The organism is Pseudonocardia sp. EC080619-01, assembly GCF_001420995.1.
GTDB lineage: Bacteria > Actinomycetota > Actinomycetes > Mycobacteriales > Pseudonocardiaceae > Pseudonocardia.
Genome location: NZ_CP012184.1, coordinates 2,667,641 through 2,692,783 on the forward strand (window position 1 = coordinate 2,667,641; position 25,143 = coordinate 2,692,783).

General features: G+C 73.5%; 28 protein-coding genes and 1 tRNA gene. 18 read left to right on the plus strand and 11 right to left on the minus strand.

The features are described from left to right. Nucleotides 1-507, minus strand: coding sequence for a DinB family protein (locus tag AD017_RS12500; protein WP_060574334.1), 507 nt, complete (start codon nucleotides 505-507; stop codon nucleotides 1-3). Between the two features lie 90 nt (nucleotides 508-597). On the opposite strand from AD017_RS12500, the gene AD017_RS12505 reads away from it, so the two are divergent. Both AD017_RS12505 and AD017_RS12510 read left to right on the plus strand, forming a co-directional pair. Then, a complete protein-coding gene (locus AD017_RS12505) occupies nucleotides 598-1,047 on the plus strand; it encodes an SRPBCC family protein (protein ID WP_060576371.1) in 450 nt (149 codons plus the stop codon). 53 nt (nucleotides 1,048-1,100) lie between these two features. Beyond that, nucleotides 1,101-1,526, plus strand: a complete 426-nt coding sequence (locus tag AD017_RS12510; protein ID WP_060574335.1) for a DUF6194 family protein — start codon at nucleotides 1,101-1,103, stop codon at nucleotides 1,524-1,526. A gap of 419 nt (nucleotides 1,527-1,945) precedes the next feature. Here AD017_RS12510 and AD017_RS12515 read toward each other — a convergent pair. Next, nucleotides 1,946-2,031: transfer RNA gene (locus AD017_RS12515), tRNA-Ser, on the minus strand. A 31-nt stretch (nucleotides 2,032-2,062) separates the two neighbouring features. Further along, nucleotides 2,063-2,854: a class I SAM-dependent methyltransferase gene (locus AD017_RS12520; RefSeq protein WP_060574336.1), complete on the minus strand. Its 792-nt coding sequence runs from the start codon at nucleotides 2,852-2,854 to the stop codon at nucleotides 2,063-2,065. Nucleotides 2,855-2,965: 111 nt separating this feature from the next. Here AD017_RS12520 and AD017_RS12525 point away from each other — a divergent pair, with 111 nt between their 5' ends. Both AD017_RS12525 and AD017_RS12530 read left to right on the plus strand, forming a co-directional pair. Continuing rightward, nucleotides 2,966-3,814 (plus strand): AraC family transcriptional regulator, encoded by an 849-nt coding sequence (locus AD017_RS12525; RefSeq protein ID WP_082399212.1) that lies wholly within the window; start codon nucleotides 2,966-2,968, stop codon nucleotides 3,812-3,814. A gap of 82 nt (nucleotides 3,815-3,896) precedes the next feature. Beyond that, complete coding sequence (locus AD017_RS12530; RefSeq protein WP_010226443.1) at nucleotides 3,897-4,829, plus strand: neutral zinc metallopeptidase; 933 nt, start codon at nucleotides 3,897-3,899, stop codon at nucleotides 4,827-4,829. Nucleotides 4,830-4,882: 53 nt separating this feature from the next. On the opposite strand, the gene AD017_RS12535 is transcribed toward AD017_RS12530, so the two are convergent. Further along, nucleotides 4,883-5,476 (minus strand): TetR/AcrR family transcriptional regulator, encoded by a 594-nt coding sequence (locus AD017_RS12535; protein ID WP_082539099.1) that lies wholly within the window; start codon nucleotides 5,474-5,476, stop codon nucleotides 4,883-4,885. Nucleotides 5,477-5,562: 86 nt separating this feature from the next. On the opposite strand from AD017_RS12535, the gene AD017_RS12540 reads away from it, so the two are divergent. Further along, on the plus strand, nucleotides 5,563-6,420 hold the full coding sequence (locus AD017_RS12540; RefSeq protein ID WP_060574339.1) for an alpha/beta fold hydrolase: 858 nt from the start codon (nucleotides 5,563-5,565) through the stop codon (nucleotides 6,418-6,420). Further along, a complete protein-coding gene (locus tag AD017_RS12545) occupies nucleotides 6,417-7,034 on the plus strand; it encodes a VC0807 family protein (protein ID WP_060574340.1) in 618 nt (205 codons plus the stop codon). Before AD017_RS12540 ends, AD017_RS12545 begins: the two co-directional genes overlap by 4 nt. On the opposite strand, the gene AD017_RS12550 is transcribed toward AD017_RS12545, so the two are convergent. After that, the gene (locus AD017_RS12550) at nucleotides 7,027-7,716 is read right to left on the minus strand and encodes a GNAT family N-acetyltransferase (RefSeq protein ID WP_010243825.1); all 690 of its coding nucleotides are present in this window, start codon (nucleotides 7,714-7,716) and stop codon (nucleotides 7,027-7,029) included. The genes AD017_RS12545 and AD017_RS12550 overlap by 8 nt on opposite strands. A gap of 57 nt (nucleotides 7,717-7,773) precedes the next feature. On the opposite strand from AD017_RS12550, the gene AD017_RS12555 reads away from it, so the two are divergent. The 6 genes from AD017_RS12555 (at nucleotide 7,774) to AD017_RS12580 (ending at nucleotide 13,474) form a co-directional block, all read left to right on the plus strand. Next, nucleotides 7,774-8,766, plus strand: a complete 993-nt coding sequence (locus AD017_RS12555; protein ID WP_010243827.1) for an NAD(P)H-quinone oxidoreductase — start codon at nucleotides 7,774-7,776, stop codon at nucleotides 8,764-8,766. Between the two features lie 28 nt (nucleotides 8,767-8,794). Then, the gene (locus AD017_RS12560; protein ID WP_010243829.1) at nucleotides 8,795-9,340 is read left to right on the plus strand and encodes a bacterial proteasome activator family protein; all 546 of its coding nucleotides are present in this window, start codon (nucleotides 8,795-8,797) and stop codon (nucleotides 9,338-9,340) included. A 193-nt stretch (nucleotides 9,341-9,533) separates the two neighbouring features. After that, nucleotides 9,534-10,349, plus strand: a complete 816-nt coding sequence (locus tag AD017_RS12565) for an ABC transporter permease (RefSeq protein WP_029240134.1) — start codon at nucleotides 9,534-9,536, stop codon at nucleotides 10,347-10,349. Between the two features lie 6 nt (nucleotides 10,350-10,355). Continuing rightward, entirely contained in the window at nucleotides 10,356-11,120 is a 765-nt protein-coding gene (locus tag AD017_RS12570) for an ABC transporter ATP-binding protein (protein WP_010243833.1), read from the plus strand. Continuing rightward, nucleotides 11,117-12,031, plus strand: coding sequence for a glycosyltransferase (locus AD017_RS12575; RefSeq protein WP_060574341.1), 915 nt, complete (start codon nucleotides 11,117-11,119; stop codon nucleotides 12,029-12,031). The genes AD017_RS12570 and AD017_RS12575 overlap by 4 nt, the downstream gene beginning before the upstream one ends. Nucleotides 12,032-12,466: 435 nt before the next feature. After that, nucleotides 12,467-13,474, plus strand: coding sequence for a type IV toxin-antitoxin system AbiEi family antitoxin domain-containing protein (locus AD017_RS12580; RefSeq protein ID WP_145982743.1), 1,008 nt, complete (start codon nucleotides 12,467-12,469; stop codon nucleotides 13,472-13,474). Between the two features lie 217 nt (nucleotides 13,475-13,691). Here AD017_RS12580 and AD017_RS12585 read toward each other — a convergent pair whose 3' ends face one another. Then, on the minus strand, nucleotides 13,692-14,147 hold the full coding sequence (locus tag AD017_RS12585) for a GtrA family protein (protein ID WP_010243839.1): 456 nt from the start codon (nucleotides 14,145-14,147) through the stop codon (nucleotides 13,692-13,694). A gap of 125 nt (nucleotides 14,148-14,272) precedes the next feature. Between AD017_RS12585 and AD017_RS12590 the strand changes: the two genes are divergently transcribed. From AD017_RS12590 to AD017_RS12605, 4 genes are read left to right on the plus strand one after another with little or no spacing between them, the layout of a single operon-like run. Beyond that, a complete protein-coding gene (locus AD017_RS12590; RefSeq protein ID WP_010243841.1) occupies nucleotides 14,273-14,881 on the plus strand; it encodes a hypothetical protein in 609 nt (202 codons plus the stop codon). Next, entirely contained in the window at nucleotides 14,878-15,192 is a 315-nt protein-coding gene (locus AD017_RS12595; protein WP_010243843.1) for a transcriptional regulator, read from the plus strand. The genes AD017_RS12590 and AD017_RS12595 overlap by 4 nt, the downstream gene beginning before the upstream one ends. Further along, nucleotides 15,189-16,061: an ABC transporter ATP-binding protein gene (locus AD017_RS12600; protein ID WP_060574343.1), complete on the plus strand. Its 873-nt coding sequence runs from the start codon at nucleotides 15,189-15,191 to the stop codon at nucleotides 16,059-16,061. The genes AD017_RS12595 and AD017_RS12600 overlap by 4 nt, the downstream gene beginning before the upstream one ends. After that, nucleotides 16,058-16,798, plus strand: coding sequence for an ABC transporter permease (locus AD017_RS12605; RefSeq protein ID WP_060574344.1), 741 nt, complete (start codon nucleotides 16,058-16,060; stop codon nucleotides 16,796-16,798). The genes AD017_RS12600 and AD017_RS12605 overlap by 4 nt, the downstream gene beginning before the upstream one ends. Before the next feature lie 18 nt (nucleotides 16,799-16,816). On the opposite strand, the gene AD017_RS12610 is transcribed toward AD017_RS12605, so the two are convergent. After that, nucleotides 16,817-17,419 (minus strand): DUF1707 domain-containing protein, encoded by a 603-nt coding sequence (locus tag AD017_RS12610; protein WP_010243848.1) that lies wholly within the window; start codon nucleotides 17,417-17,419, stop codon nucleotides 16,817-16,819. Between the two features lie 20 nt (nucleotides 17,420-17,439). Next, nucleotides 17,440-19,122: a hypothetical protein gene (locus tag AD017_RS12615; protein WP_060574345.1), complete on the minus strand. Its 1,683-nt coding sequence runs from the start codon at nucleotides 19,120-19,122 to the stop codon at nucleotides 17,440-17,442. A 246-nt stretch (nucleotides 19,123-19,368) separates the two neighbouring features. Between AD017_RS12615 and AD017_RS12620 the strand changes: the two genes are divergently transcribed. Both AD017_RS12620 and AD017_RS12625 read left to right on the plus strand, forming a co-directional pair. Then, nucleotides 19,369-20,775: an FAD-binding oxidoreductase gene (locus tag AD017_RS12620; RefSeq protein WP_060574346.1), complete on the plus strand. Its 1,407-nt coding sequence runs from the start codon at nucleotides 19,369-19,371 to the stop codon at nucleotides 20,773-20,775. 16 nt (nucleotides 20,776-20,791) lie between these two features. Next, nucleotides 20,792-21,547, plus strand: a complete 756-nt coding sequence (locus tag AD017_RS12625; protein ID WP_010243854.1) for a decaprenylphospho-beta-D-erythro-pentofuranosid-2-ulose 2-reductase — start codon at nucleotides 20,792-20,794, stop codon at nucleotides 21,545-21,547. A gap of 18 nt (nucleotides 21,548-21,565) precedes the next feature. Here AD017_RS12625 and AD017_RS12630 read toward each other — a convergent pair whose 3' ends face one another. The 3 genes from AD017_RS12630 to AD017_RS12640 form a co-directional block, all read right to left on the minus strand. Then, nucleotides 21,566-22,216 carry a nitroreductase family protein gene (locus tag AD017_RS12630; RefSeq protein ID WP_060574347.1) on the minus strand — a complete coding sequence of 217 codons (651 nt, stop codon included), beginning with the start codon at nucleotides 22,214-22,216 and terminating at the stop codon, nucleotides 21,566-21,568. Between the two features lie 23 nt (nucleotides 22,217-22,239). After that, nucleotides 22,240-22,917, minus strand: coding sequence for a hypothetical protein (locus AD017_RS12635; protein ID WP_060574348.1), 678 nt, complete (start codon nucleotides 22,915-22,917; stop codon nucleotides 22,240-22,242). 164 nt (nucleotides 22,918-23,081) lie between these two features. Then, nucleotides 23,082-25,106 (minus strand): acyltransferase, encoded by a 2,025-nt coding sequence (locus AD017_RS12640; protein WP_060574349.1) that lies wholly within the window; start codon nucleotides 25,104-25,106, stop codon nucleotides 23,082-23,084. Nucleotides 25,107-25,143 lie beyond the last annotated feature (37 nt).

Sequence of the window (25,143 nt, forward strand, 5' to 3'; positions counted from 1 at the left end):
TCAGACCCCGGTGCGCCCGTCGATGCGCTCCCGGATCAGGTCCGCGTGCCCGCAGTGCCGCGCGTACTCGGCGACGACGTGGGTCAGCACCCACACCACCGACACCTCGTGCCCGTCGAGCGAGCCGGTGCCGTCCGGTCCGGCCTCGGCGCAGACCGCGCGGGCGTGCGCGACCTCCGCCTCCCAGGCGGCGAGGGCCTCGGCGAACCCGGTGCCGTCGAGCTCGAACCCACCGTCGTGGCCGGTCCCCGCCTCGCGGCCGTGCAGCGGCGGGAGGTCCGCGCCACCCAGCACCGTGCGGAACCAGTTCCGCTCGACCGCGGTCAGGTGCCGGACCAGCCCGAGCAGCGTCATCGACGACGGCTCCACCGGCGCACGGCGCAGCTGCTCGTCGGTCAGTCCGTCGCACCTGCCGATCAGGGTGGCCCGGTAGAAGTCGAGCCACCCGGCGAGCGTGGTCACCGGATCGGCCTGCATCGGCGGGATGCCGCGTTCGGTCGTCGTCACGCGGAGATCGTGGCAGCGGGGTCCGACAACGAGCGCGTGCCGTCCCGCCACGACGGGACAGCCCGTTCCCGGGCGTGCTCCACTCCGGTGGTGACCGAGCAGACCGTCGTCTCCAGCACCCGGGAGATCGCCGCACCCGCGGACCGCATCTTCGAACTCGTCGCCGACCCGGCACGGCAGCCGCGCTGGGACGGCAACGACAACCTCGCCCACGCCGCTCCCGGACAACGGGTGCACCGGACCGGCGAGGTCTTCACGACCACGCTGACGCTCGGCACCGTCCGGGAGAACCGGGTCGTCGAGTTCGAGGAGGGACGGGTGATCGCCTGGCTCCCCTCGGAGCCCGGCAGTCCACCGCCCGGCCACCTGTGGCGCTGGGAGCTGGACGCGCTCGGCCCCGGACGGACCCGGGTGACCCACACCTACGACTGGTCGGAGCTGACCGACGCGAACCGGCTGACCCGTGCTCGCGCCACGACAGCGGACCGGCTGGCGGCCTCGCTGGACCGCCTCGCCGAGCTGGCCGAATCATCCGAGTGATCTGCATCACTTGATCCGCACATCGCCCGGTGGAATCGTGCTGTCTTGGCGCAATGGACCCCGACGAGATCGCCACCCTCCTGGCCGGCTATCCCGGCACCCGGCTGATCGAGGCGAACGGTGACGTCTTCGCCATCCACGACCCGGACGACGACTACGACCAGCGCCCCCGCCAGGGCTGGGCGACCGTCGTGAACTCCGACGTCAACGACGCCGCGTCCGACCTGGACCGGCCCGGCGTCTTCCGCCTCAACATCGGCCTGCCGAAGCCGCGGTTCGCCGAGCTGTTCCCGGTGGCGGCCGAGCACGACACGACCGCCCTCGACACCCTCTTCCCGCACCCGGTCTACGGGGCCTACCACTGGGTGAGCGTGATCAACCCGGACCAGACGTGGCCGCAGGTCCAGGCACTGCTGGACGAGGCGCACGCCTTCGCCGTCCGGAAGCACGACAACGCCGCACGCCGGCGCCGGGCCTGACCGGCCCACCCCGCCGGAACTCGTCCGCGCCCGGAACACTCTCGCCGAGATGCAGCTCAGAGTCCCTCCCGGCGTGCGCGGACGACGCTGAGCCGCATCTCGGCGGCAATCGTCCGGATGCGGACGGTCCGGCCGGAGCAGCCCGCCGAACCCGAGACGGGCAGGGTCCCGACCGTCGCCGCACAGCCCGCGGGTGTGCCGCACAGGACAGCGCGCTCCCGCACAGGAACGGCCCTGTGCGGGAGCCGGTCGTCCTGTGCGGGAGCCGGTCCACGTGCGCGGGAGCCGGTCCACGTGTGCGGGAGCCGATCGACGTGTGCAGGAGCCGGTCCACGTGCGCGGGAGCCGGTCCAGGTGTGCGGGTGCGGGTGCGGGGACGGCGTGGGGCGCGGCGGCGTCGGCGGAGCCCCGTCGGCCGGTGGCGGAAGCGGGGGGATTCGAACCCCCGGTCCTTTCGGACGCCCGCTTTCAAGGCGGGTGCATTCGGCCGCTCTGCCACGCTTCCGCACGGCAGGGTAGCGGGTGCGTCGTGGGCGTCAGCGATCCGCGCGGTGGTAGGTCACCGCACCCATCCGTGTGCTGCCGTGCCCGACGACGACCGACTCGGAGAATCCGGCCTCGGCCAGCACCTCCGGAACCGGCCGGCCCCCACCGTGACCGTGCGCTGGGTCCGCGCCGTGACCGTGCGCCGGGTCCGCGCCGCGCCCGTGCGCCGGGTCCGCGCCCCGCCCGTGGCCATGGCCGTGCCCGTGGCCCTGACCGTGGCCGTGGCCGCACCCCCCGCCGAAGCCCAGGCGCCGTGCGGCCGGATCGAGCCGGTGCAGGAGCGACAGCACCCGGTTCACCGGCCGCATCGGACCCGCGACCCGCGGGTCGGCGTCGAGGTCGACGAGGTGCAGGCTCCCGCCGGGCGCGAGCACCCGGCGCACCTCGCGCAGCGCGGACACCTGCCGGTCGGCGGGCAGGTGGTGCAGCATCAGCGACGACAGGACGCGGTCGACGCTGCCGTCGTCGTAGGGGAGGTCCTCGGCGACCCCCTCGTCGAGCTGGAGCGCGAGGCCCTCGTCGGCGGCCTTGCGACGGGCGATGCCGAGCGCCTCGCCGTCCGGGTCCAGGCCGATCACGGTCGCCCCGGGGACGGCCCGCTTCGCCCGGAGCACGACGTTCCCGGTCCCGCACCCGATCTCCAGGACGGTCGAGCCCGGCTGGATCCCGGCCTGGGCGACCAGCCTCCAGTATATCCCGGTCGCCCCCATCAGGGTGGCGAAGCCGTCGTAGCCGGGCAGCAGCCGCGGGCTGACGAGCGCGGGCAGGTAGTCGGTCGACATGACCCCTCCGTGGTACGAAACTCGTGTGCTGAACCCAGCTTCCGTCGCCGTTGACCGGCGCACAATGAAGGATGTGCGGCGCTGATGAGACGATCTTCCGATGTGCCTCTGATGGGGTTCATCCACTCTCCGGTGCCGATCGTCGTCCAGCGCGGGTCGGGTTCCGGGCTCGCGGAGGTCCCCCGGATGCGCGGCGAGCACGCCCACGACTTCCTGTGCCTGATCCACCTCGTGGAGGGCCGCTGGACCCGCCGCGTCGACGGACGGGCGTGGGAACTCGCCGCGGGCGACGCGTTCGTCGTCGCACCGGGGGCGGTCATCGGCGCCGCCGACGACGATCCGCCGGCGTCCGGGGCGGCCTGGACCGTCCTCTTCCCGGCGGAGGCGGTCGACCCGGACGCGGCCGCGCCGCTGGTGTCCTGGCGTGGGCACCCGTTGCTCGCACCGTTCGTCGGCAACCACCGTGGCGGGGCGCAGCGGCTGGTCGTCCCGCCCGCGGACCGGCCCGGCTGGCTCGCCCGGCTCGACGCACTGGAGACCGAATTGACCGAGCGGCGCGACGGCTACGCCGAGGCCGCCCGCGCCCACCTCACTCTGCTGCTCGTCGCGCTCGGACGCCTGCAGGACGACGTCCCGGCCGAGGCCACGGACCCGCAGCTCGCCGCCGTCTTCGAGCTGATCGAGCAACGCTTCCGGGACCCGATCTCGCTGCGCGACGTCGCCTCGGCGCTCGGGCTCACGCCGGGTCACCTGACGACGGTGGTCGGCCGCGGGACCGGCCGGACCGTGCAGCAGTGGATCACCGAGCGACGGATGCGCGAGGCCCGGCGGCTGCTGGTGGGCACCGAGCTGACGGTCACGGACATCGGCCGGCGGGTCGGCTACCGGGATGCCGGCTACTTCGTCCGACGCTTCCGCACGGCGCACGGGCGGAGCCCCGCGGCCTGGCGCCGGGGCTGACCCCCGACGGGCGGACGCATCGCCGGTGTGCGGGCAGGCCGGGTGTGGTGGGATCTTCCCGACTCGGCTTCGGGAGGTCGGCGTGCGGTTCGACGAGAACGCCAGGCTGGACACGTCCGGTGTGGACGACCTGCGTGGCTCTGGCGGCGGTGGCCGCGGTGTCGGTGGCCGGGTCGCCGGCGCCGGCGGCGGGCTCGGGATCGTCGGCCTGGTCATCTACCTGCTGCTGTCGAACTTCGCGGGCGTCGACATGGGTGGCATGGCCGCCGGTGGCGGCTACCCGAGCCTCGACCAGGTCGGTGCGGGCCAGACCGCGGACAGCTCGTCGCTGGCGCAGAACTGCGCGACCGGGGCGTCGGCGAACAACTCGACGGACTGCCGGATGGTCGCCGTCGTGAACTCCCTGGACGACTTCTGGGCGGGCCAGTTCTCGTCCGGCTTCGAGCGGCCGCGGACGAACTTCTTCTCCGGCGGCGTCAGCACCCAGGGCTGCGGCTCCGCGACGTCGGACAGCGGTCCGTTCTACTGCCCGGCCGACTCCGAGATCTACATCGACCTGACGTTCTTCGAGGACCTGCAGACCCGGTTCGGCGCGCAGGGCGGCCCGTTCGCGCAGTCGTACGTGATGGCGCACGAGTACGGCCACCACATCCAGAACCTGCTCGGCACCAACCGCCGCGTGGGCAACGAGACCGGCCCGACCTCGGGCTCGGTCCGCCTCGAGCTCCAGGCCGACTGCTACGCCGGTGTCTGGGCCCACCACGCGACGACGGTCCCCGGCGACTCCGGCCGGCCGCTGATCACCGAGCTGGACCAGTCCGACATCGACGCGGCGCTCGACACCGCCGAGAAGATCGGCGACGACCACATCCAGTCGACCCTGGGCAGCGGCCGGGTCGACGAGTCCCAGTTCTCGCACGGCAGCTCCGCCCAGCGCGAGCGGTGGTTCACCACCGGATTGCAGACCGGCGACCCGAACGCCTGCGACACCTTCGCCGCCCGCACCCTCGGCTGACCCACACATCCCCTCGTGAGTGCTTGAGTCGGTCCTGGCCGACACACAATCACTCACGGGCGGCGGAGCCGCCCGACCTGGTGCTCGACGGCCCCGACAGCGGATGCCGGGGCGTACTCACCGAGCAGGATCCCCTCGGCCAGCCCACCGACCAGCGCGATCAGCACCGTCGCCTCCTGCTCGGCGTCCACGGCGCCGATCTCGCCCTGCGCGTGCGCCGCGTCCAGGCGGCTGGCGACGGCCTCGCGGATCAGCCGGTTGCCCGAACGGTAGGTCTCGCGCATCGCCGCGTCGCCGAGGGCGCGGATCAGGAACGCCGAGCCGACGCGCGCGTCGGTGGCGGCGTCGTCGTCGAGCGGGAGGAGCGCGACCAGCAGCGCGCGGACCTCGTCGAGCGGCGTCGCAGGTCGGGCGGCGGCCAGCTGCGCGCGGATCCGCTCGTCGATACGGAGCTGGAGCTGCTGTGCGGCGTAGCCGAGCAGCTCGTCGCGCGAGGTGAAGTAGTGCTGGACCCGGCCCTTGGAGACACCGGCCTCCTGCGCGACGCGGGCCAGGCTGACCGCCTCCAGGCCCTCGTCCGCCGCCACCCGCCAGAGCGCCTCCACGATCTCGCCGCGACGCTGCCCGTGATCGACGAGTCTCGGCACCCGCATCCCCTCGTTGCAATCCGATCGGCTTGCATACAGCCGAGCCGCTCTTTACAGTCCGATCGTATCGTCAAGGAGGGGGCGCGATGCGGACCGGACACTTCACCGGCCCGGCGGCACGGGACCGGTACCGCGCGCTGTACGACGCAGCGGTCGCGACGCTGCCGCCGTCGACCGCGCGGGACGTCGGGACAACCCACGGCACCGTCCGGGTACTGACCTGTGAGGGCGCGTCCGGGGACCCGCTCGTCCTGCTTCCCGGAGCGGGCGCGCCCGGGCTGAGCTGGGCACCGAACGTGCCGTCGCTGCGGGGACTCGGCACCGTGCACCTGGTCGACCCGCTGGGCGGGCCCGGCGCGAGCCACCAGGACGTGCCGATCCGCGACGTCGCCGACCAGGCCCGCTGGCTGCGGGCGCTGCTCGACGGGCTGGACCTGCCGTCGTTCCACCTGGTGGGGACGTCGATGGGCGGCCGGATCGCCTTCGAGCTGGCCCGGCGCGCACCACAGGGACTGCGGACGCTCACCCTGCTCGAACCGGCGAACACGTTCGCCCGCCTCCCGCTCGGGACGGTCGTGGCCTCGGTCGGCGCGCTGCCCGGGGCCCCGGCCCGCATGCGGCGCCGATTCCTCGACCGGATCGGCGACGGCGGCGCGAGTGGAGACGATCCCGTCCTGCAGCTGATCGACGCCGGGATGTCCGGTTACGCGTCCGCGGTGCCGTTCCCACCGCTCCCCTCGCCCGCGGACGTCCGCGCGGTCGCGGTACCGACGCTCGTCCTGCTGGGCGGGCGCAGCACGATGCTCGACGCGGGCCGGGCCCGCGAGCGCGCCGGGCTGCTGCCACGCGGGACGGTCGAGCTGTGGCCGGACGCCTCGCACGCGCTGCCCGGGGAGTTCCCGGAGCGGGTGGCGGACCGGATGACGGCGCTGGTGACGTCGTGAACCGGCGCGAGCTGCTCGCAACGGTCGGGATCGACGTCGTCGCACCGCTGGCGATCTTCTACGGCCTGCGCGCGTCCGGCGTCGGCGCCGGGACCGCGCTGCTCGCGGGAGCGGCCGCCCCCGCGGTTCGGGCGTCGTACGTGCTGGTCCGGCACCGGCGGGTCGAGTGGTTCGCGGTGCTCGTCCTGGTCCTGTGCGTCGCGAGCGCGGCGACCTCGCTGGTCAGCGGGGACGAACGAGTGCTGCTCGCCCGGGACGGGCTCGTCACGGCGGCGCTCGGTGCGACATTGCTGGTCACGGTGCCGACCGCACGTCCGGCGCTGTTCACGATCGGCCGGATCACACTGAGCCGGGCCGGGCACGATCCCGACGGGTGGGACCGCCTGTGGGCGGACTCGTCCCGGTTCCGGACGATCTGGCGGTGGCTCACCGCGTGGTGGGCCCTGGGCCTGTTCGCCGATGCCGCGCTCCGTGTGGTGGCCGCCTACGCGCTGCCGGTCGACGTCGTCCCCGCCGTGCACGCGGTACAGTGGTTCGCCGTGCTCGCCGTACTACTGGTGGGCGGGCAGGTGTGGCTGCGACTGCCACGCCACCGGGACCTCGTCTTCAGCTGACCCGCGGCGGATCGGCGGCCAGGAAGTCCGCGAGCTCCGTCGTGTAGCCCCGCACACCGAGCTCCCACCCGGGCCGGACGAACGCCTCGCGGGCCAGCAGCTGCCGGTGCTCCACCGTCCGACGGTCACGGGTGGCCGTGAGTGCGGTGCCGTCGTGCACGTAGCCGAGCCGGGCGGAGACGGTCGCGGACGCGGCGTTGCCCTCGACGTACTCCGAGCGCGCCGCCGTCGCACCGAGGTGGTCGAACGCGAACGCCAGCACCGCCGCCCGCATCTCGGTGCCGTACCCCTGTCCCTGGTACCGCAGGCCCAGGTAGGAGCCGGTGTGCACCTCACGGAGGACACCGAAACGGTCGGCCATCAGGTCCTGCAGACCGATCACAGCGCCGCCGGCCCGCACGAGGAACTGCACCGCCCACGACTCCGGCGCCGCCCGAGCCCGGTTCGACCAGAAGTACTGCGCGACGCCGCGCCCCAGGTACCGCGGGTCGGCATCGGTCCATGGGGCCCGGAACGGCATCTCGTCGGCGGGGTGGATGCCGGTGGAGTGGAGCATCGTCACGAACTCGCGGAGCGTCGCGTCGTCCTCCGGGCGCAGCTCCAGCCGCGGCGTGCGCAGCACGAGCCCCGACAACGGCCACGGGTCGGGGACGGGGTCGATCGGCGCCGGGAGCACGTCCATGGTCCACGGACCCTGCCGGATCGCCCGGGACGGCGCGACGGAATACCGTCGACGACCATGAAGGCGATCACCTTGGCGGAGTACGGCGGTCCCGAGCAGATGGCCTGGGAGGAGGTCCCGGACCCGGTGCCGGGCGCGGGCGAGGTCGTGCTCGACGTCGTCGCGTCCGCGGTCAACCGCGCCGACCTGCTCCAGGTCCAGGGCAACTACCCGGTGCCGCCGGGTGCCTCCCAGATCCTCGGGCTGGAGTGCTCCGGCCGGATCTCCGCTCTCGGCGAAGGTGTCACCGGCTGGAACGTCGGCGACGAGGTGTGCGCCCTGCTCGCGGGCGGCGGGTACGCGCAGAAGGTCGCCGTCCCCGCGGCGCAGCTCCTGCCGGTGCCCGAGGGCGTCTCGCTGGAGGACGCGGGCGGCCTCCCCGAGGTCGCGTGCACCGTCTGGTCGAACGTGTTCATGGAGGGGCGGCTCGCCGAGGGCGAGACCTTCCTGGTCCAGGGCGGGTCGTCCGGCATCGGCACGCACGCGATCCAGGTGGCGACGGCGTTCGGGGCGCGGGTCGCGGCGACCGCGGGCCACGCCGACCGGCTGGAGTTCTGCCGCGGGCTGGGGGCCGACATCACGATCGACTACCACGACGACATCGCCGAGGAGCTGAAGAAGGCCACCGACGGGCACGGTGCCGACGTCATCCTCGACAACATGGGCGCCAAGGGCCTGGCGAACAACCTGTCCGCCCTCGCGAAGGACGGCCGCCTGATGATCATCGGGATGCAGGGCGGGGTGAAGGCGGAGATCAACATCGGCGCGCTGCTCGCCAAGCGCGGACACGTCTCCGCGATGGGCCTGCGCGGGCGCCCGGTGGAGGGCCCGCACTCGAAGGCCGAGATCGTCGAGCAGGTGCGCGACCAGGTCTGGCCGCTGTTCCCCGCGGGCCGGGTCCGCCCCGTCGTCTTCGAGCGGTACTCGATGGCCGACGCCGCCGACGCCCACCGCCGGCTGGCCGACGGCGGCGTCACCGGCAAGCTGATCCTCCGCAACCCCGACGCCTGAGGTTGCCCCGGATCCCGCCGGGGCCAGAATGGCGCTCATGAGCGACGAGCAGGAGAACCCGGACGAGCGGGTCGTGGTGGTCGGCGCCGACGGCCGCCCGGTCGGCGACACCACGTCCGGCGAGGACGAGGAGCAGCAGAGCCCGGCCTCGATGGTCGAGCAGCCCGCGAAGGTCATGCGGATCGGCACGATGATCAAGCAGCTGCTGGAGGAGGTGAAGGCGGCCCCGCTGGACGAGGCCTCCCGCAGCCGGCTCAAGGAAATCCACGAGAACTCCGTCAAGGAGCTCGAGGATGGTCTCGCCCCGGAGCTGCGCGAGGAGCTGCAGCGGCTGAGCCTGCCCTTCACCGCCGACTCGACGCCGTCGGAGGGCGAGCTGCGGATCGCCCAGGCCCAGCTGGTGGGCTGGCTGGAAGGACTGTTCCACGGCATCCAGACGGCGCTGTTCGCCCAGCAGATGGCCGCCCGCGCGCAGCTGGAGCAGATGCGCCGCGGGCTCCCGCCGGGCATGTCGGCAGGCCCGGAGCAGGGCATGCCGGAGGGCATGGGCCGGGGCACCGGGCAGTACCTCTGACCCGGACGACGCGGCCGGTACGCCGTCCGCGGGTCCGGACCCGGCGCACCCGGCTCCGACCTGCGGTTTCGCCCGCGCCCGGCAGGGACCGCCCCTGCCGGGCCGCGCGAAGGGCCGTGAGTACCCTCGTCGGGTGGCCGTGACCGTGACCGTGACCGACAACGAGCCGGGCGACCTCGTCGATCCGTCCGAGATGTCGAGCCCGCGCAGCTGGCGCCGGGCGTTCGCGGATCTCGCCGCCGGCTGGCGGCAGCGACCGCTCTGGGGCTACCTCGGATGGCAGGACATCAAGCAGCGCTACCGGCGCTCCGTCCTGGGCCCGCTGTGGATCTCGATCAGCATGGGCGTCATCGCGCTCGGGCTGGGCATCCTCTACTCGGCGCTGTTCGAGACCCCGATCGCGACGTTCCTGCCGCACGTGGCCGTCGGCCTGCTGATCTGGAACTTCGTCTCGGGGTGCATCCTCGAGGGCAGCGAGGTCTTCATCTCGAACGAGGGACTGATCAAGTTCCTCCCGGCGCCACTGACCCTGCACATCTACCGGCTGGTGTGGCGGCAGACGCTGTTCTTCCTGCACAACATGGTCGTCTGGGCCGTGCTGATGGTCGTGTTCCCGCGGCCGCTGGGCTGGGAGGTGCTGCTCGCCGTCCCGGCGTTCGCGCTGCTCGCGATCAACGGCGCCTGGATCGCGATCCTCTCCGGGATCCTCGCGACCCGCTTCCGGGACATCCCGCCGATCATCGCCAGCGTGACCCAGCTGGTCTTCTACCTGACGCCGATCGTCTGGTCGATCGACATCCTCAAGGACAACGAGGCCGCACGGGAGCGTGCCGCACTCGTCGAACTGAACCCGGTCTTCCACTTCCTGGAGATCCTGCGCGAGCCGCTGCTCGGCCAGGAGATCGTCGGCCGGTACTGGCTGGTGGCCGGGTTGATCACGATCGTCGGCTGGGCCGCAGCGCTGGTCTGCCTGCGCAACTACCGCTCCCGCGTCGCCTACTGGGTGTGAGCCGCTGTGAATGAACCCCAGATCCGCATCGACCGCGCCGGAGTCGACTTCCCGATCTTCGACGCCAAGACCCGGTCGCTGAAGAAGTCCGTCCTCGGACGCGCCGGTGGCCGGATCGGCACCGACGCCAAGGTGCCGATCATCGAGGCACTGCGCGACATCACGCTGAAGCTGGGTCGCGGGGACCGGGTGGCGCTGGTCGGCCACAACGGTGCCGGCAAGTCCACCCTGCTCCGCCTCATGGCCGGCATCTACGAACCGACCCGGGGCCGGTCCGCCGTCCGCGGCAAGGTCGCGCCGATCTTCGACCTCGCGGTCGGGATGGACCCGGAGATCTCCGGCTTCGACAACATCGTCATCCGTGGGCTCTTCCTGGGCATGACCCGGAAGCAGATGGAAGCACGGATGGACGACATCGCCGAGTTCACCGAGCTCGGCGACTACCTGGAGATGCCGCTGCGGGCGTACTCGACGGGTATGCGCGTCCGGCTGGCACTGGGCGTCGTCACCTCGATCGACCCGGAGATCCTGCTGCTCGACGAGGGCATCGGCGCCGTCGACGCGGAGTTCCTGAACAAGGCCCGCGGCCGCCTCCACGAGCTGGTCGACCGCTCCGGGATCCTGGTGTTCGCCTCACACTCCGACGAGTTCCTCGCGGACCTGTGCGACACCGCGCTGTGGATGGAGCACGGGACGATCAAGGAGTACGGCCCGCTGCAGGAGGTCCTCGACCACTACAAGGGCAGGACGCCGTTCGAGGGGACCGCGTGAACGCTCCCCTGCCGCCGGGCTCGGTCGTCGGCGTCATCGTCACCCGGCACCGCGCCGACCTCCTGGTCGACTCGCTCACCGCGATGGCGAAGCAGACCCACCCGGTCTCGCACCTGATCGTCGTCGACAACGGACCGGACCAGCCGGCCCGCGCGGCCGTGGACGCCTGCCCGCTGCCGACGACCTGGCTGCCGTCCTGGCGGAACCTCGGCGGCGCAGGCGGGTTCGCCCTGGGCATGCTGCACGCGCTCGCGCTGGGCGCGGACTGGGTGTTCCTCGCCGACGACGACGGCCACGCCGCCGACGAGTCCACCCTGGCCACCCTGCTGGACCTGGCGAACCGCCGCGGGCTCGCCGCGGTGTCCCCCGTGGTCGCCGACAAGGCCGACCCCGAGCGGCTCGCGTTCCCGCTGCGCCGGGGCGTGACCTGGCACCGCACCCGGTCGGCGCTGACGGCCGGTGACGGGGACACCGAGCTCCTGCCCGGGATCGCGTCGTTCTTCAACGGTGCGCTGTTCCGGGCCTCGACGCTCGAGGTCATCGGCGTCCCGGACCTGCGGCTGTTCGTCCGCGGCGACGAGGTGGAGATGCACCGCCGGATGGTGCGCTCGGGACTGCCGTTCGGCACCGCGCTGCACGCCGGCTACCTGCACCCCTACGGATCCGACGAGTTCAAGCCGATGCTCGGCGGGCGCCTGCACGCGCAGGATCCGGGCGACCCGGTGAAGCGCTACTACACCTACCGCAACCGCGGTTACCTCATGAGCCAGCCGGGGATGCGCCGGATCGGGCTCCTGGAGCTGCCGAGGTTCGCCTGGTACTTCCTGGTGACGAAGCGGGACCCGCGCGGCTTCCGCGACTGGCTGCGCCTGCTGAAGAAGGGCCGCGACGAGCGGTTCGACCGCGCCTGACGCCCCTGTCCGCCCCGGACTCGTCTCCACACCCCCGCGCCCGTCACGGCCGGATCAGCTGATCGTGGGTCGACGCACTCGGCCCCGCGCACCCCGTCGCTGGCCGCGCACCCCGTGACCAGCCGACGCACCCCGTGACCAGCCGACGCACCCCGTGACCAGCCGACGCACCCCGTGACCAGCCGACGCACCCCGTGACCAGCCGACGCACCCCGTGACCGACCGACGCACCCCGTGATCGGCCGGCGCACCCCCCACGTGGGGTGCCATAACCTGTCATGGGGTGCGCGGAGCCGTGACGGGGTGCGCGAGGACAGGCTCGCACGCGGTCATCGTCGGCGGAGTTGTCCACAATGCAGCCTCTTTCCACAGGTTGTCCACAGGCTGGAGGACGGCCCCTCCCGGTCCATGGCGTTGCGGCGCATCGTCATGCGCATGGACCCGCTCGACACCCTCCGCCCGGACCGCGCCGGGTTGCTCCGCCGAGACACCCTGCTGGCCACCGGGCACGGCCCCGACGAGATCGACCGCCTCGTGCGGACCGGCGCCCTCCTCGTCGTCCGCCGTGGGGTGTACCGGCTCCCTGACGGGACCACGCCGTCCCCGGCGGGCATGCACGTCCTGCGCGCCCGCAGTGCCGAGCCGGGGTTGGCCGCCGGGGCGGCGTTCAGCCACGTGACCGCCGGTCTGCTGTTCCGGCTCCCGTTCTGGAGCGTGCCGCTCACCCGACTGCACGTGACCAGGGACCGGCGCGGCGGCGGCCGGGTCCGGGCGGGCACCCACGTCCACTGTGCACCGCTGCCGGAGACCGACGTCGTCGAGATCGACGGGCTGCGCGTCACCTCACCGGCGCGGACGGTCGCCGATCTCGCCCGGACGCTGTCTGCGGAGCGGGCACTGGTGACCCTCGACGCCGCGCTCCACCGGTACCGGATACGCGACCCCGGCGAGCCTCCACCACCCGGAGCCACGACCGCAGAGGAGATCAGGGCCGCGATCGACCGGTTCGCGGGTCGTCGTGGCGCCCCACCCGCTCGACGGGTGCTCTCCCTCGCCGACGACCTCTCCGAGAGCCCCGGCGAGTCGCGCAGCCGCTACCGCATGCACGTGGCCGGGCTGCCGGTCCCAGTCACGCAGTGGCAGGTGCCGGGGCTCCCTTACCGGACGGACTTCGCCTGGCCGGATGCGGGAGTCGTCGGGGAGTTCGACGGCCGCACCAAGTACGGCCGTGGGCTGCGGCCGGGCGACGACATCGAGGAGATCCTGTGGAAGGAGAAGCGCCGGGAGGACCGGATCCGGGAGTGCGGGCTCGTCGTCGTGCGCTGGATCTGGTCGGAGATCGCGGACACCGGGCCCGAAGGCATGGTCGCGCGGCTGTGCGAGCGCTTGGCGCACCCCGTCACCGGTCCGCGCACCGGCCGCAGCGGGTGCGTCACCCGGTGAGGGGGTGCGGCGCCCGGTCAGGGGGTGCGGCGCCCGGTCAGGGGGTGCGGCGCCCGGTCAGGGGGTGCGGCGCCCGGTCAGGGGGTGCGGCGCCCGGTCAGGGGGTGCGGCAGCCGGCGAGAGGGCGCGGCGCCCAGTCAGGGGGTGCGGTGACCGGGACGTGGTGCGGCGACCGAGGACACCGTGCGGCAGCGACCCGGGGGATGGAGGCCGCCGGTCAGTCCTTGAAGATCACGTAGCGCAGCATCACGAAGTTGATCGCGGTGGCGGTGCCCTGGGCGATGAGCCAGGCCAGGGAGGTGCCGTACTCCAGCGGCGGGAGCAGGTGCAGCACCAGGGAGTTCACGCCGACGTTCACCGCGAACGTCGTCCCGTAGAGGGCGACGAAGCCCGCGAACCGGCCCTTGCCGCCGGTGTTCGCGCCGGTGAAGGTGAAGCGCTTGTTGAGCAGGTACGCCGTCGTCGTACCGAGGACGAAACTGATCCCCTTCGACACCGGCACCCACAGGCCCAGGTTCAGCAGCAGGTGGTAGAAGCCGAAGTCGACGACGGCCGAGAGCGCGCCGATGACGACGAAGCTGCCGAGCTGCCGGACGAGTCCGTGGCGCGATGCGGGGGCGGCGGCACCGTCGGGAGCCGGGCTCTCGGCCCGCGAGGGCTCGGTGGCGGTCACGCCTCCGAGGGTAGCGGCGTGCAACGACGCCACCGCGCGGACCCGTCCCCTGGACACCACCAACCACTTTGCGCTACAAACTAGATACAGTCACAAACCAGTTGGCGCATCCAGAGGGGGATCCCGTGGACGACCGACCGCACACCGACGTCGACGAGCAGCCACCCGCCTCACCGGCCGAGGCGCTGGCGATCATCGAGCGTGAGCAGGCCCGCCAGGAACCGGACATCGCGCCGTTCTTCGTGGTGTGGGGCGTCGTCTGGATGGTGATCGGCCTCGCGTGGTCCGGGGCCGGGTTCGGGGTCTGGCCGGACACCGCGGCCGGCATCGCGACGGCGGCGGTGATCGTGCTGTCGATGATCGCGTCCGGAGTGCTCGGCGCCCGGCTCGGCCGCGGCGTCGCGGGTCCCACGCAGCACTTCGGGGCCATGTACGGGTGGGCCTGGACGCTGTCGATGATCGGCACCGGCGTGCTGGTCGGCGCGCTGGCCCGGCTCGGCGGACCCGGGGTCGGGGTGCTCGCGCCCGCGCTGTTCGTGTTCGTCGTCGGGGCGATGTACACCCTCGGCGGGGCGTTCTGGCGGAGCCGGCTCGACTACGGGCTCGGCCTCGCGCTGCAGGTGATCGCCGTGGTGTCGGCGTTCACGCCGCTGCCCTGGAACTCGCTGCTGATGGGTCTCGGCGGGGGCGGCGCCATGATCGCGACCGGCGTCCTGCGGCGGGTCCGCCGATGAGCGAGCTCGATCCCGTCATCCACGCCCAGGCCCGGCTCCGCGTGACCGCCACCCTCGCGACGCTCGCCGACGGCGACCGGATGACCTTCCCCCGTCTCCAGGAGGTGCTGGAGATGACCGCCGGTAACCTGTCGACGCACCTGCGCAAGCTGGAGGACGCCGGCTACGTCGCGATCACCAAGACCCACCAGCGCCGCACCCCGGTCACCTATGTCGAGCTGACGAGAACTGGGCGTCGTGCCTTCGAGGACTACACGACCGCACTGCGCACCCTGCTGTCCCCGCAGGTCGACGAGGAGGTCGGGTCGTGAGCGCACCCGTCGTGCTGGACGGCGTCACCCGCCGCTACGGCGGCACCGTCGCCCTCGACGGCGTCGACCTCGTCCTGGAGGCCGGCAGCCTCACCGGGCTGCTCGGCCCGAACGGGGCGGGCAAGTCGACGCTGGTCAACCTCGTCTCCGGGCTGCGCCGGGCGGACTCCGGCACGGTGCGGCTGTTCGGCGGCGACCCGCGGGTGGCGGCGAACCGCGTCGCGCTCGGGACGACCCCGCAGCAGACCGGCCTGCCGGAGACACTGCGGGTCGGCGAGATCGTCCGGTTCGTCTCCGAGCACTTCCCGGACCCGGTCCCGGCCGGGGAGCTCCTCGCCCGTTTCGGTCTCGACGGGCTGGAGCGCCGTCAGTCGGGCGGACTGTCCGGCGGGCAGCGACGACGGCTGGCGCTCGCCCTCGCCTTCGCCGGGCGTCCCCGGCTGGTGCTGCTCGACGAGCCGACCACCGGACTCGACGTGGAGGGCAGCCGGGCCCTGTGGGACACCGTCCGCGAGTTCCACGCGGGCGGCGGCACCGTCCTGCTCACCACCCACTACCTGGACGAGATCGAGACCCTGGCCGAACGCGTCGTCGTCCTCGCGCAGGGCCGGATCCGGGCGGACGGCGACGTCGCGGACGTCCGCGGAATGGTCCGGCGCAGCCGGGTCACCGTGCGGGCCACCGCGCTGCCGGACCTGCCCGGCGTCGACCTCGCCGAGCGGGACGGCGACCGCTGGACCCTGCACACCGCCGACGCCGACGAGCTGGTCCGTGACCTGGTGCGGTCCGGCGCGGCGTTCGCCGATCTCGGCGTGGCACAGGCGTCGCTCGAGGACGCGTTCCTCAGCCTGACGGGAGAGACCTCGTGACACTGGTCGTCGCGCACGCCCGCTACCTGGTCCTGGAGCAGCTCCGGATCCCGGTCGCGGTGCTGTCCACGGCGCTGTTCCCGGCGCTGGTGCTGGCGTTCTTCGTGCTGCCCTTCGACTGGGTCGACGACCCGGCGCAGGCGACGGTGTCGGTGGCGCAGCTGGCGTTGTTCGGCGTGCTCAGCGGGTTCCTGTTCACCTTCGGCGTGGGCGTCGCGAACGACCGGGAGCAGCCGTGGGACCCCTACCTGCGGACGTTGCCGGCCCCGCCGACGGCCCGGATCGTCGGACGCCTGGCGGTCGGCGCGTTCTTCGCGCTGCTCGGGCTGCTGCCGGTCGTGGTGCTCGGTGCGCTGTTCACCCCGGCGTACGTCCCGCCGGGACGGCTGCTCGCCGCGGTCGGGATGCTGCTGGTCGCGGGACTGCCGTTCCTGTTCGGCGGGCTCGCGATCGGCTACTCGCTGCCGACGAAGGTCGCGCTGCCGGTCACCCAGCTCGTCTTCTTCCCGATGGCCTTCGGCGGCGGGCTGCTCATGCCCCCCGAGATCTTCCCCGCCTGGCTGCAGACGGCGTCCGCCCTGCTGCCCACGCGGGGCGCTCGCGACCTGCTGATCTGGGCGGTCGGTGGGGCCGCGCCGCTGCCACTGGCCGTCGTCGCGTTCGTCGTGTGGACCGTGGCGCTGGCGCTGCTGGCCGGCTGGGCCTACCGCCGGGACGAGGGCCGCCGGTTCCGGTGACCCACGGCGCCTCCCGGCTCAGAAGTGCCGGCCGGCGAACGTGTAGCGGGTGCGGACGGTGACCGATCCGGCGGACGTCCGGCCGTAGATCCGGAAGTGCGGCCTGCCGTGCACCGCGCGGGCCGGGACCTTGGACCGGACCGAGCCGTAGGCCGCGACCAGGCCGTCGACGTCGGCCGTCGCGTTCTCCGGGACGAGCAGGCGGGCCGACCCGGCCCCCAGCGCCAGCTCGATCTCGACGACCGGCTCCGGCAGCTCCGTGTCGCAGAAGTCGAGCAGGACCGAGCCGATCGAGCTCTGCACACGCAGCCGGGACGGCACCCGCCAGTCCCCGCGCCGCTTGAGCCCGCTGACGCCGACGCGCAGCACGGTCGGCGGGCCGACCGGCGTGGCGAGGACGTCGGCGCTCAGGTCCAGCGGATCACCGGGGAGGTCGGACAGCACCGGTGTCAGGTCGGAGCCGAACCGGGCGGCGTAGACCGTGGTGAGACGCTCCTGCAGCTCGTCGACGGAGATGCGGCCCTCCGCCATCGCCCGGTTCAGGCGCTCCGCGGCACGCTCGCGGTCGGCGTCCGAGATCCTGATCTCGCGCCGCTCACCGGGAAGCCGCGGGCTGGTCACGTGTCCAGGGTAAACGGCACCTAGCCGGCCGGTGCGCTCACCGGCAACCGGAACAGCCACACCCCACCGTCGAAGCGGCCGGGGTCGCCGGTGACGCGCCGCGTCCACTCCACGACCCGGGCGTCGTCGCCGCCCTCGGCGGACCGGCCCGGCACGACGGCCACCGCGGTGATCCCGAGCGTGCGGAGCTCCCGGTGGGCCTGCGCGGTGTAGTCGTCGCTCGGGTCGTTCTTCCCGTCGGCGACCCACTGCGCGCCGACCTGGTAGCGGTTCCACCGGGACTGGATGACGACGTCGTCGTCCGGGTCGGAGGCGATGAAGTAGCCGCCGCGGATCCGGAAGTCCGGCCCCGACGCGGCCTGCCAGCGCAGGCCCTGCGCGCCGTCGTCCCAGGTGGCGGTGATCCGCGGGTAGATCTCGACGACGTCGGCGGGCCCCAGCCCTCCGGCGCCCGTGGTGAAAAACTCCGGGACCGGCGCCGGGCGCACCTCCTGCGCGTCCGCCGGCAGCCAGCTGACCAGCGCGAACCCGGTCAACGCGAGCGCGCCGAAGGCGGTCGCGGGTGGTGCGGTCGGCATCCGGTCGATCCACATCGCGACGACGACGGCGACGCACAGCACCGTCACGACCTGGATCCGGACCGGCTCGATCTCCGACAGCAGGGGGACGTCGGCGAACGCGAGCCACGGCAACGGCACCCCGGTCTCGGACCCCAGCAGCACGACGCCGGTACCCAGCGACGCGAGCCAGGCGAGCGCGCCGAGCCCGGCGGCCACCCGCAACGCCGTCGAGCGGATCACCAGGACGGCGACGACGACGAGCGCCAGCATCGCGACGCCGACGTAGCCGCCCTGCTCACCGATGTGCCCGGCGAGCGACTCCCCCGCGCTGTCCGGGAGCGGCCGGAACGCCGTCATCCGGGTCGGGACCAGCACGTTCGCCAGGTCCGCACCGGTCGCGTGCACGTTGCGGATCGCGGAGCGCGGCCGGTTCGGCCCGGCCAGCACGAGGTGGATCGGGTAGGCGCCGAGCGCGCCGAACACGACCACGCAGGCGACGCCCGCCCGCAGCAGCCCCGGCAGGTGTGCGGGCACCCGGCGGGGGAACCGCAGCGCCAGCACGATCGCGGTGAGCACCAGGAAGATGACGCCGACGGCGAGGGTCTGGGTGTAGAGGAGGAGCTGGCCGAGCAGGGCGAGCCCGGTCAGCCCGCCGACCAGCCACGGCCGCCGCAGGGGCCCCCGCCCGAAGAGATGGTGCGCGATCAGCAGGAGCAGCGGCGGCAGCACCGACCACGTGAGGTTGAGGTGCCCGGCGATGGCGTGGGCGAGATGGAACGGCGAGAACGCGTAGAGCGCACCGGCGGTCCCCCGGGCGACCCAGCCCCGGATCCCGGACGAGGTGACGAACGGTCCGAGCGCCGCGACCAGCAGCAGGCCCGACACGACAGGGCCGAGCACGATGCCCACGTTGAACGCGGTGACCGACCCCGCGATGACGGTGACGGGCGCCAGCAGCGCGGCGAGCAGCGGCACCGCGGTGTTCCACAGCGCGTTCAGCCCGTGCGGCCAGTGCATCCAGTCGGTGACCAGCGGGTTCGCGCCGTTCCCGACCGCGAACGGGAACCAGTTGAGCCACCAGGCGAACATGTCGGCGTCGGCGTTGACGTGGCCGGCGAGCAGGCCGGACGGGTCGGCGAGCACCCGGCGCTGCAGCCACAGTGAGACCAGCAGGTACGCGATCCCGAGCAGGACGTACGTGCCCGCGACAGCGGCCGCGGCCGCGGCGACGGCAGCGGGATGCGGGCGTGCCGGGGCCCGGGCCGGGGGGCCTCCCGCTCGTCCAGCACGCGATCAGTGTGGCGCTTCGCGCTCGTGAGTGGTTATCGCGGTCCGGACCACGGTAACCACTCACGAGCGCGGAGCGCCCTCTCGGTAGCCTGGGCGGCGATGACGGACACGACCGTTCCCACCAGCATCAGGACCGACGCCCCGGCGCGCCGGACCGCGTCCCTGCACGGCTGGGGACGGACCGCACCCACGCTCGCGCAGCTCGTCACCCCGCGCGGCGCCGAGGACGTCGCCGAGGCGGTTCGCACCGCAGGCGACCGCGGGATCATCGCCCGCGGCCTCGGCCGCTCGTACGGTGATCCCGCGCAGAACGCGGGCGGTGTCGTCCTGGACATGCCCGGGATGAACCGGATCCACGCGATCGACGAGGGCTCCGGCGTCGCCGACGTCGACGCCGGCGTCTCGCTCGACCAGCTGATGCGGGCCGCGCTGCCGCTGGGGCTGTGGGTCCCGGTGCTGCCCGGCACCCGCCAGGTCACGATCGGCGGCGCGATCGGTGCCGACGTGCACGGCAAGAACCACCACACCAAGGGCAGCTTCGGCAACCACGTCGAGTGGCTGCAGCTGGTGACCGCCGACGGCTCGGTGAAGGAGCTGACCCCGGACGGTCCCGAGAAGGACCTGTTCTGGGCGACCGTCGGCGGCATGGGCCTGACCGGCGTCGTCGTGCGGGCGAAGGTGCGGCTGCACCGCACCGAGTCGGCGTACTTCGTGGTCGACACCGACCGCACCGACGATCTCGACGGCCTGCTGGAGCTGCTCACCGACGGCTCCGACGACACCTACGGCTACTCCGCCGCCTGGTTCGACACCACCGCCACCGGGGCGCGGACGGGCCGCTCGGTCCTCACCCGCGGCTCGCTGGCGACCGTCGACCAGCTCCCGGAGAAGCTGCGCGCCGAGCCGCTGAAGTTCGACGCCCCGCAGCTGCTGACCTTCCCCGACGTCTTCCCGAACGGGCTGGCCAACAAGCTGTCGCTGACCGCGTTCAGCGAGCTCTGGTTCCGCAAGGCCCCGCGCCGCCAGCGCGGCGCCGTGCAGAACATCACCGCCTTCTACCAGGTGCTCGACCTCTTCGGTGAGTGGAACCGGATCTTCGGTTCGAAGGGCTTCCTGCAGTACCAGTTCGTCGTCCCGATGGGCGAGGAGGCCGCGCTGCGCCGGATCGTCGAGCGCATCACGCGGTCCCCGCACAAGTCCGGGCTGAACGTGTTCAAGCGGTTCGGCGACGGCAACGACGCGCCGCTGTCCTTCCCCACCAAGGGCTGGACGATCACCGTCGACTTCCCGATCGCGCCCGGCCTGTCCCGGTTCTGCACCGAGCTCGACGAGCTGGTGCTCGCCGCGGGCGGCCGCCTGTACCTGGCCAAGGAGTCGCGGACCTCGCCGGAGGCGTTCGCCGCCGGCTACCCGCGGTTCGACGAGTGGAAGGCGATCCGCGACGCCGCCGACCCGGCGGGCGTCTTCGCCTCCGACATGTCCCGCCGCCTCTCCCTCGCACTCTGAGTCTGGAGCTCCCCACATGATCGACGCCGTCGGCAACCCGCAGAGCATCCTGCTGCTCGGCGGGACCTCCGAGATCGGCCTCGCCACGGTCCGTGCGTTCGCCGCGGACCGCCCGCTGCGGGTCGTGCTGGCCGCCCGTCCCGGGCCCCGCCTCGACGCGGCCCGCACCGAGCTCGAGGAGCTCGGCTGCGGGGTCGAGACCGTCGAGTTCGACGCCGCGAAGATCGAGACCCACGCGGAGGTCGTGACGAAGGCCTTCGCCGGCGGGGACATCGACGTCGCCGTCGTCGCGTTCGGCCTGCTCGGGGACAACGAGCGCGGCTGGACCGACGTCGAGCACGCCGTCGAGCTGGCCCAGGTCAACTACACCGCCACCGTGTCGACCGGCGTCGCGCTGGCCGAGCGGTTCCGCGAGCAGGGCCACGGCTCGATCGTCGCGATCTCCTCGGTCGCCGGTGAGCGGGCCCGGCGCTCGAACTTCGTCTACGGCTCGACCAAGGCCGGGATGGACGCGTTCTACACCGGCCTGACCGAGGCGCTGCGCGAGTTCGGCGTGACCGTCACGATCGTCCGGCCCGGCTTCGTCCACTCGAAGATGACCGAGGGGCTCGACCCGGCGCCGCTCGCGACCACCCCGCAGGCGGTCGGCGACGTCATCGTCGACGCGGTGCGCAACCGCAAGGAGCTGGTCTGGGCACCGGCCCCGATGCGGTTCGTGATGAGCGCCCTGCGGCACGTCCCGCGCCCGATCTTCCGCAAGCTGCCGATCTGACGCGGGACGCGCGGCGGCTCACCAGCCGTCGACGTGCAGGACCGTGTCCAGCGGCTGCCGCTTCGCGGGCTTGAAGGTGTCGCCGGTGTAGTACGCGACGGGCAGCAGCACGCCCTGGCGGACGTCCGTCGGCACACCGAGCAGCTCCGAGATCTCCTTCTCGTACTGCAGGTGCAGGGTGGTCCAGGCGCTGCCCAGCCCGCGGGCGCGCAGCGCGATCTGCAGGCTCCACGCGGCGGGCAGCAGCGAGCCCCACAGCCCGGCCTGGTTGCTCGCCGGCAGGTCCGCCGAGGCCTTCAGCGCGCCGATGACCAGGACCGGGACGTCGCTCATCCGCTCCGCGAGGTACAGCGCGCTGTCCGCGACGCGGTTCTGGGTGGCGTCCCGGTCGGCGTCGCCCGAGGTCCTGTTGGTCGGGTACGCCGAGGAGTTGCGGTAGGCCATGAAGGCCTGCCGGTAGTACTCGCCGACCGCCTTGCGCTTCTCCGGGTCGGTGATCACCAGCCAGTGCCACCCCTGCTGGTTCGACCCGCTCGGGGCCTGCAGCGCGACCTCGAGGCTCTCCCGGACCACGTCCATCGGGACCGGCCGGTCCAGGTCGAGGCGCTTGCGCACCGAGCGGGTGGTGGTCAGCAGTTCGTCGGGGCCCAGGTCCAGAACGTCGGTCATACCCGCATCCTGCCCCGCACACCTCACTCCGGCCTGCGGGCCACCAGGACGGCGTGCTCGCCGGCTCCCGCGTCGAGGGTCAGCCGCCCCGACGAGCGCTGCGCACGGGCCGGCGCGGTACGCGGGTCGAGCAGGGCGGGGACGCCGCCGTAGGGACCTCCGGTCAGGCCGTCCGATCCCTCGCGGACGATCTCGAACCCGTGCGTGACGAGGATCTCCCGGATCCGTACGTGCCCGCGCGGGACGCGCGGCGGCACCCAGCGGGCCCCGGTGAGCTCCCGTCCGCGGCCCTCCGCGTCGGTCGCGACGACGAGGACGTGGCCGCCCGGCTCGAGCGCCCGGAACCAGCCACGGGGGCCGGTGTCGGATCCGAGGGCGGAGTCCGGTGTCCGGTCCAGCACCCCGACCGCGGTGAGCGACGGCAGCGGGCCGGGCAGGTCGTCGACGCGGCGGTGGACCGGGCAGCCGGGGGCGCCCGCGCGCATGGCGGCCGCCTCCTCGTCGGACCCGGCGAGGCCGGACACGGGGCCGAACCGCGCGAGCCCGGCCAGCAGCAGCCCACCGGCGCCGGCGACGTCCAGGTAGGGGCCGCGGCCCAGGTACAGCCGGACCAGGCGCAGGTACCACTGGCGGGACGCCTTGTCCGGCGGCGCCGGGGTGGGGTCCGGCAGGGCGTCGCGCGGCGGGGTCGTGGGGATCATCGGTCCACAGGGGTCTCGGCGACGGTGGTCGCCGCCATTCTCACCCGTCGCGACCGGTCGCGGCGCCGTACCCCGGCCCCCGACGCGGCCGTGCGCCGGACCGCGGCGGCGGTCCGGGGCACGGCCGGTGTCTCCCGCTCCCGAGCGGAGGTCGTGCGGGCCGGTCAGGCCCCGTGCGCGGGCCGCTTGCGACGACGGCGGGCCGCCGCACCCGACGCGGCGACGATCGGCGTCGCGGCGCTGGAGTGGCTGTCGTCCCGGCGGCGACCGGCGCGACCGCAGTGCTCGGCACCGGAGCGGCTGCCCGGAAGGGCCGCCGCCGACCGGATGGCGCGCGGGGCCGGGACGACCCCGCCGCGCCCGGCCGTGACCTGCGCGTCGCCGGTGGTCGTGCCGGTACCGGCGGCGCCGGTGGTGTCCGGCCGGCCCGCGCGGGAGGCCGCCTGCAGCGACCGCAGCCGCTCCACCCGGTCGGCGGCCCCCGGCCCGTCGACGGTCGGGGTGAACAGCGCCGACCCGGTGCCCGGGCCGCCACTGCGCAGCCGGGCCGCCGCGACCAGGTCCGCGGAGACACCGTCGCCCGGCCCGTCGACACCGGCGGAGCGGGCCGCGGCCAGCCGGTCGAGCACCCAGCGGGCCGACCCGGCCGGGGCGGGCTCGTCCGTGGTCTGCGCCGGCACCGGCCGGGCCGGTGCCGCGTGCTCGCGGCGGGGCCGCGGGGCGACGGCCGGGGCAGGGCGCTGTCCACGCACGGTGCCCACAGGGTTGTCCACAGTGTGGCCGGCCGGCCCGCGGGACTGGACCGGCAGTGCCTCGGTGGCGGCCACGTCGCTCTCCGCGGTGATCACCGGCAGCACGGAGGTCTCCGGGTCGCGACGGGCGGCGTCGGAGTCGATGTGCAGCACGGCCCGCGCCGCGGGCGGCTCGACGGTGTCCGGGCGGGCCGGCGCCGCCGTACGACGGGTGGGCAGCGCGCGCAGCCAGCGACGGGCCGGACGTTCGACGAGCGTGTAGAGCAGGTGTGCCACGGGCAGAGTCCCCACGAAGACGGTGAGCGCGATCAGGTGTCCGGTCTCGCCGCCGGCGGGGACGACACCCGAGTCGCTCAGGAACCAGAAGACCTCGAACACGGGGATGTGGACGAGGTAGAGCGCGTACGAGATGCGCCCGCCGTGCACCACGGGCGCACGGGTGAGCAGGTGGTGCACCGGTCCGCGGTCGGCGAGCGCGAGCGCACCGACGAGGACCGGGAAGAGCAGGACGGCCGTGCCGTGCAGCCCGCCGCCGTGGGCGGCGCCGGCGAGGAGGACGAACGGGACGGCCACCGCGGCGAACGTCGCGACCGACGACGCGGCGGACGCGACGTCCCGGCCGCGCAGCCTGCGCACCGCCAGCATCGCGAGCACACCGGCGGAGAACCCGCCGAGGATCCGCACCAGCCAGCTGTACGGGTAGTAGGGCGACCCGACCACGACGAACGCCGCGGCCAGCGGCGCGACGCAGAGCAGCGACCCGGCGGCGAGGACCACGAACGGCAGGTTCCGCAGGCGGAAGAACACCACCGCGAGCAGCGGGAACAGAAGGTAGGCGAGCCACTCCGCGCTGATCGACCAGGTCGGCCCGACCCAGGACGCCCCGTCCAGGTACGGCTCGGTCCACATCTGGATCCCGACGAGTTGCTCGAACCACGCCACGACGCCCAGCGACGGCTGCACGGCCTGGTAGGCGACCTCGTCGGTGTCCCCGAACACCGCCCGGGCCACCAGCCACACCCCGAAGAGGTGGAAGACGACGGCGTAGGCCGGCCACATCCGTGCCACCCGGGCCCAGACGAACCGGCCTGCCTCCCGCGCCCGCAGCCGCGGCCCGAGCTGTTCCAGGTACGTCCAGGCGATGACGAAGCCGCTCAGGACGAAGAACAGGTCCACCCCGAGGGCACCCTGTGTGACCAGCGGACCGAGCCAGTCGGTGACCATCTCGACCCCTGGCATCGGGGTGAAATGGAAATGGAACGCGACCACCCAGAGCGCCGCGACGATCCGCAGACCGGTCAGCGCGGCGACCTCCCCACGCCCCTCCTGGACGCCGGCCGACGCCGTCCCGCCCAGCTCGGGCGGTACGTCGGGGGTGCCTGACGTCACCGCGGCCGGACCGTCGGCCGCGGAACGCTCGGGGGCGTGGATGCTCACGACGGGGCCAACGAGAATTGCGCGTCACCGTCACCGG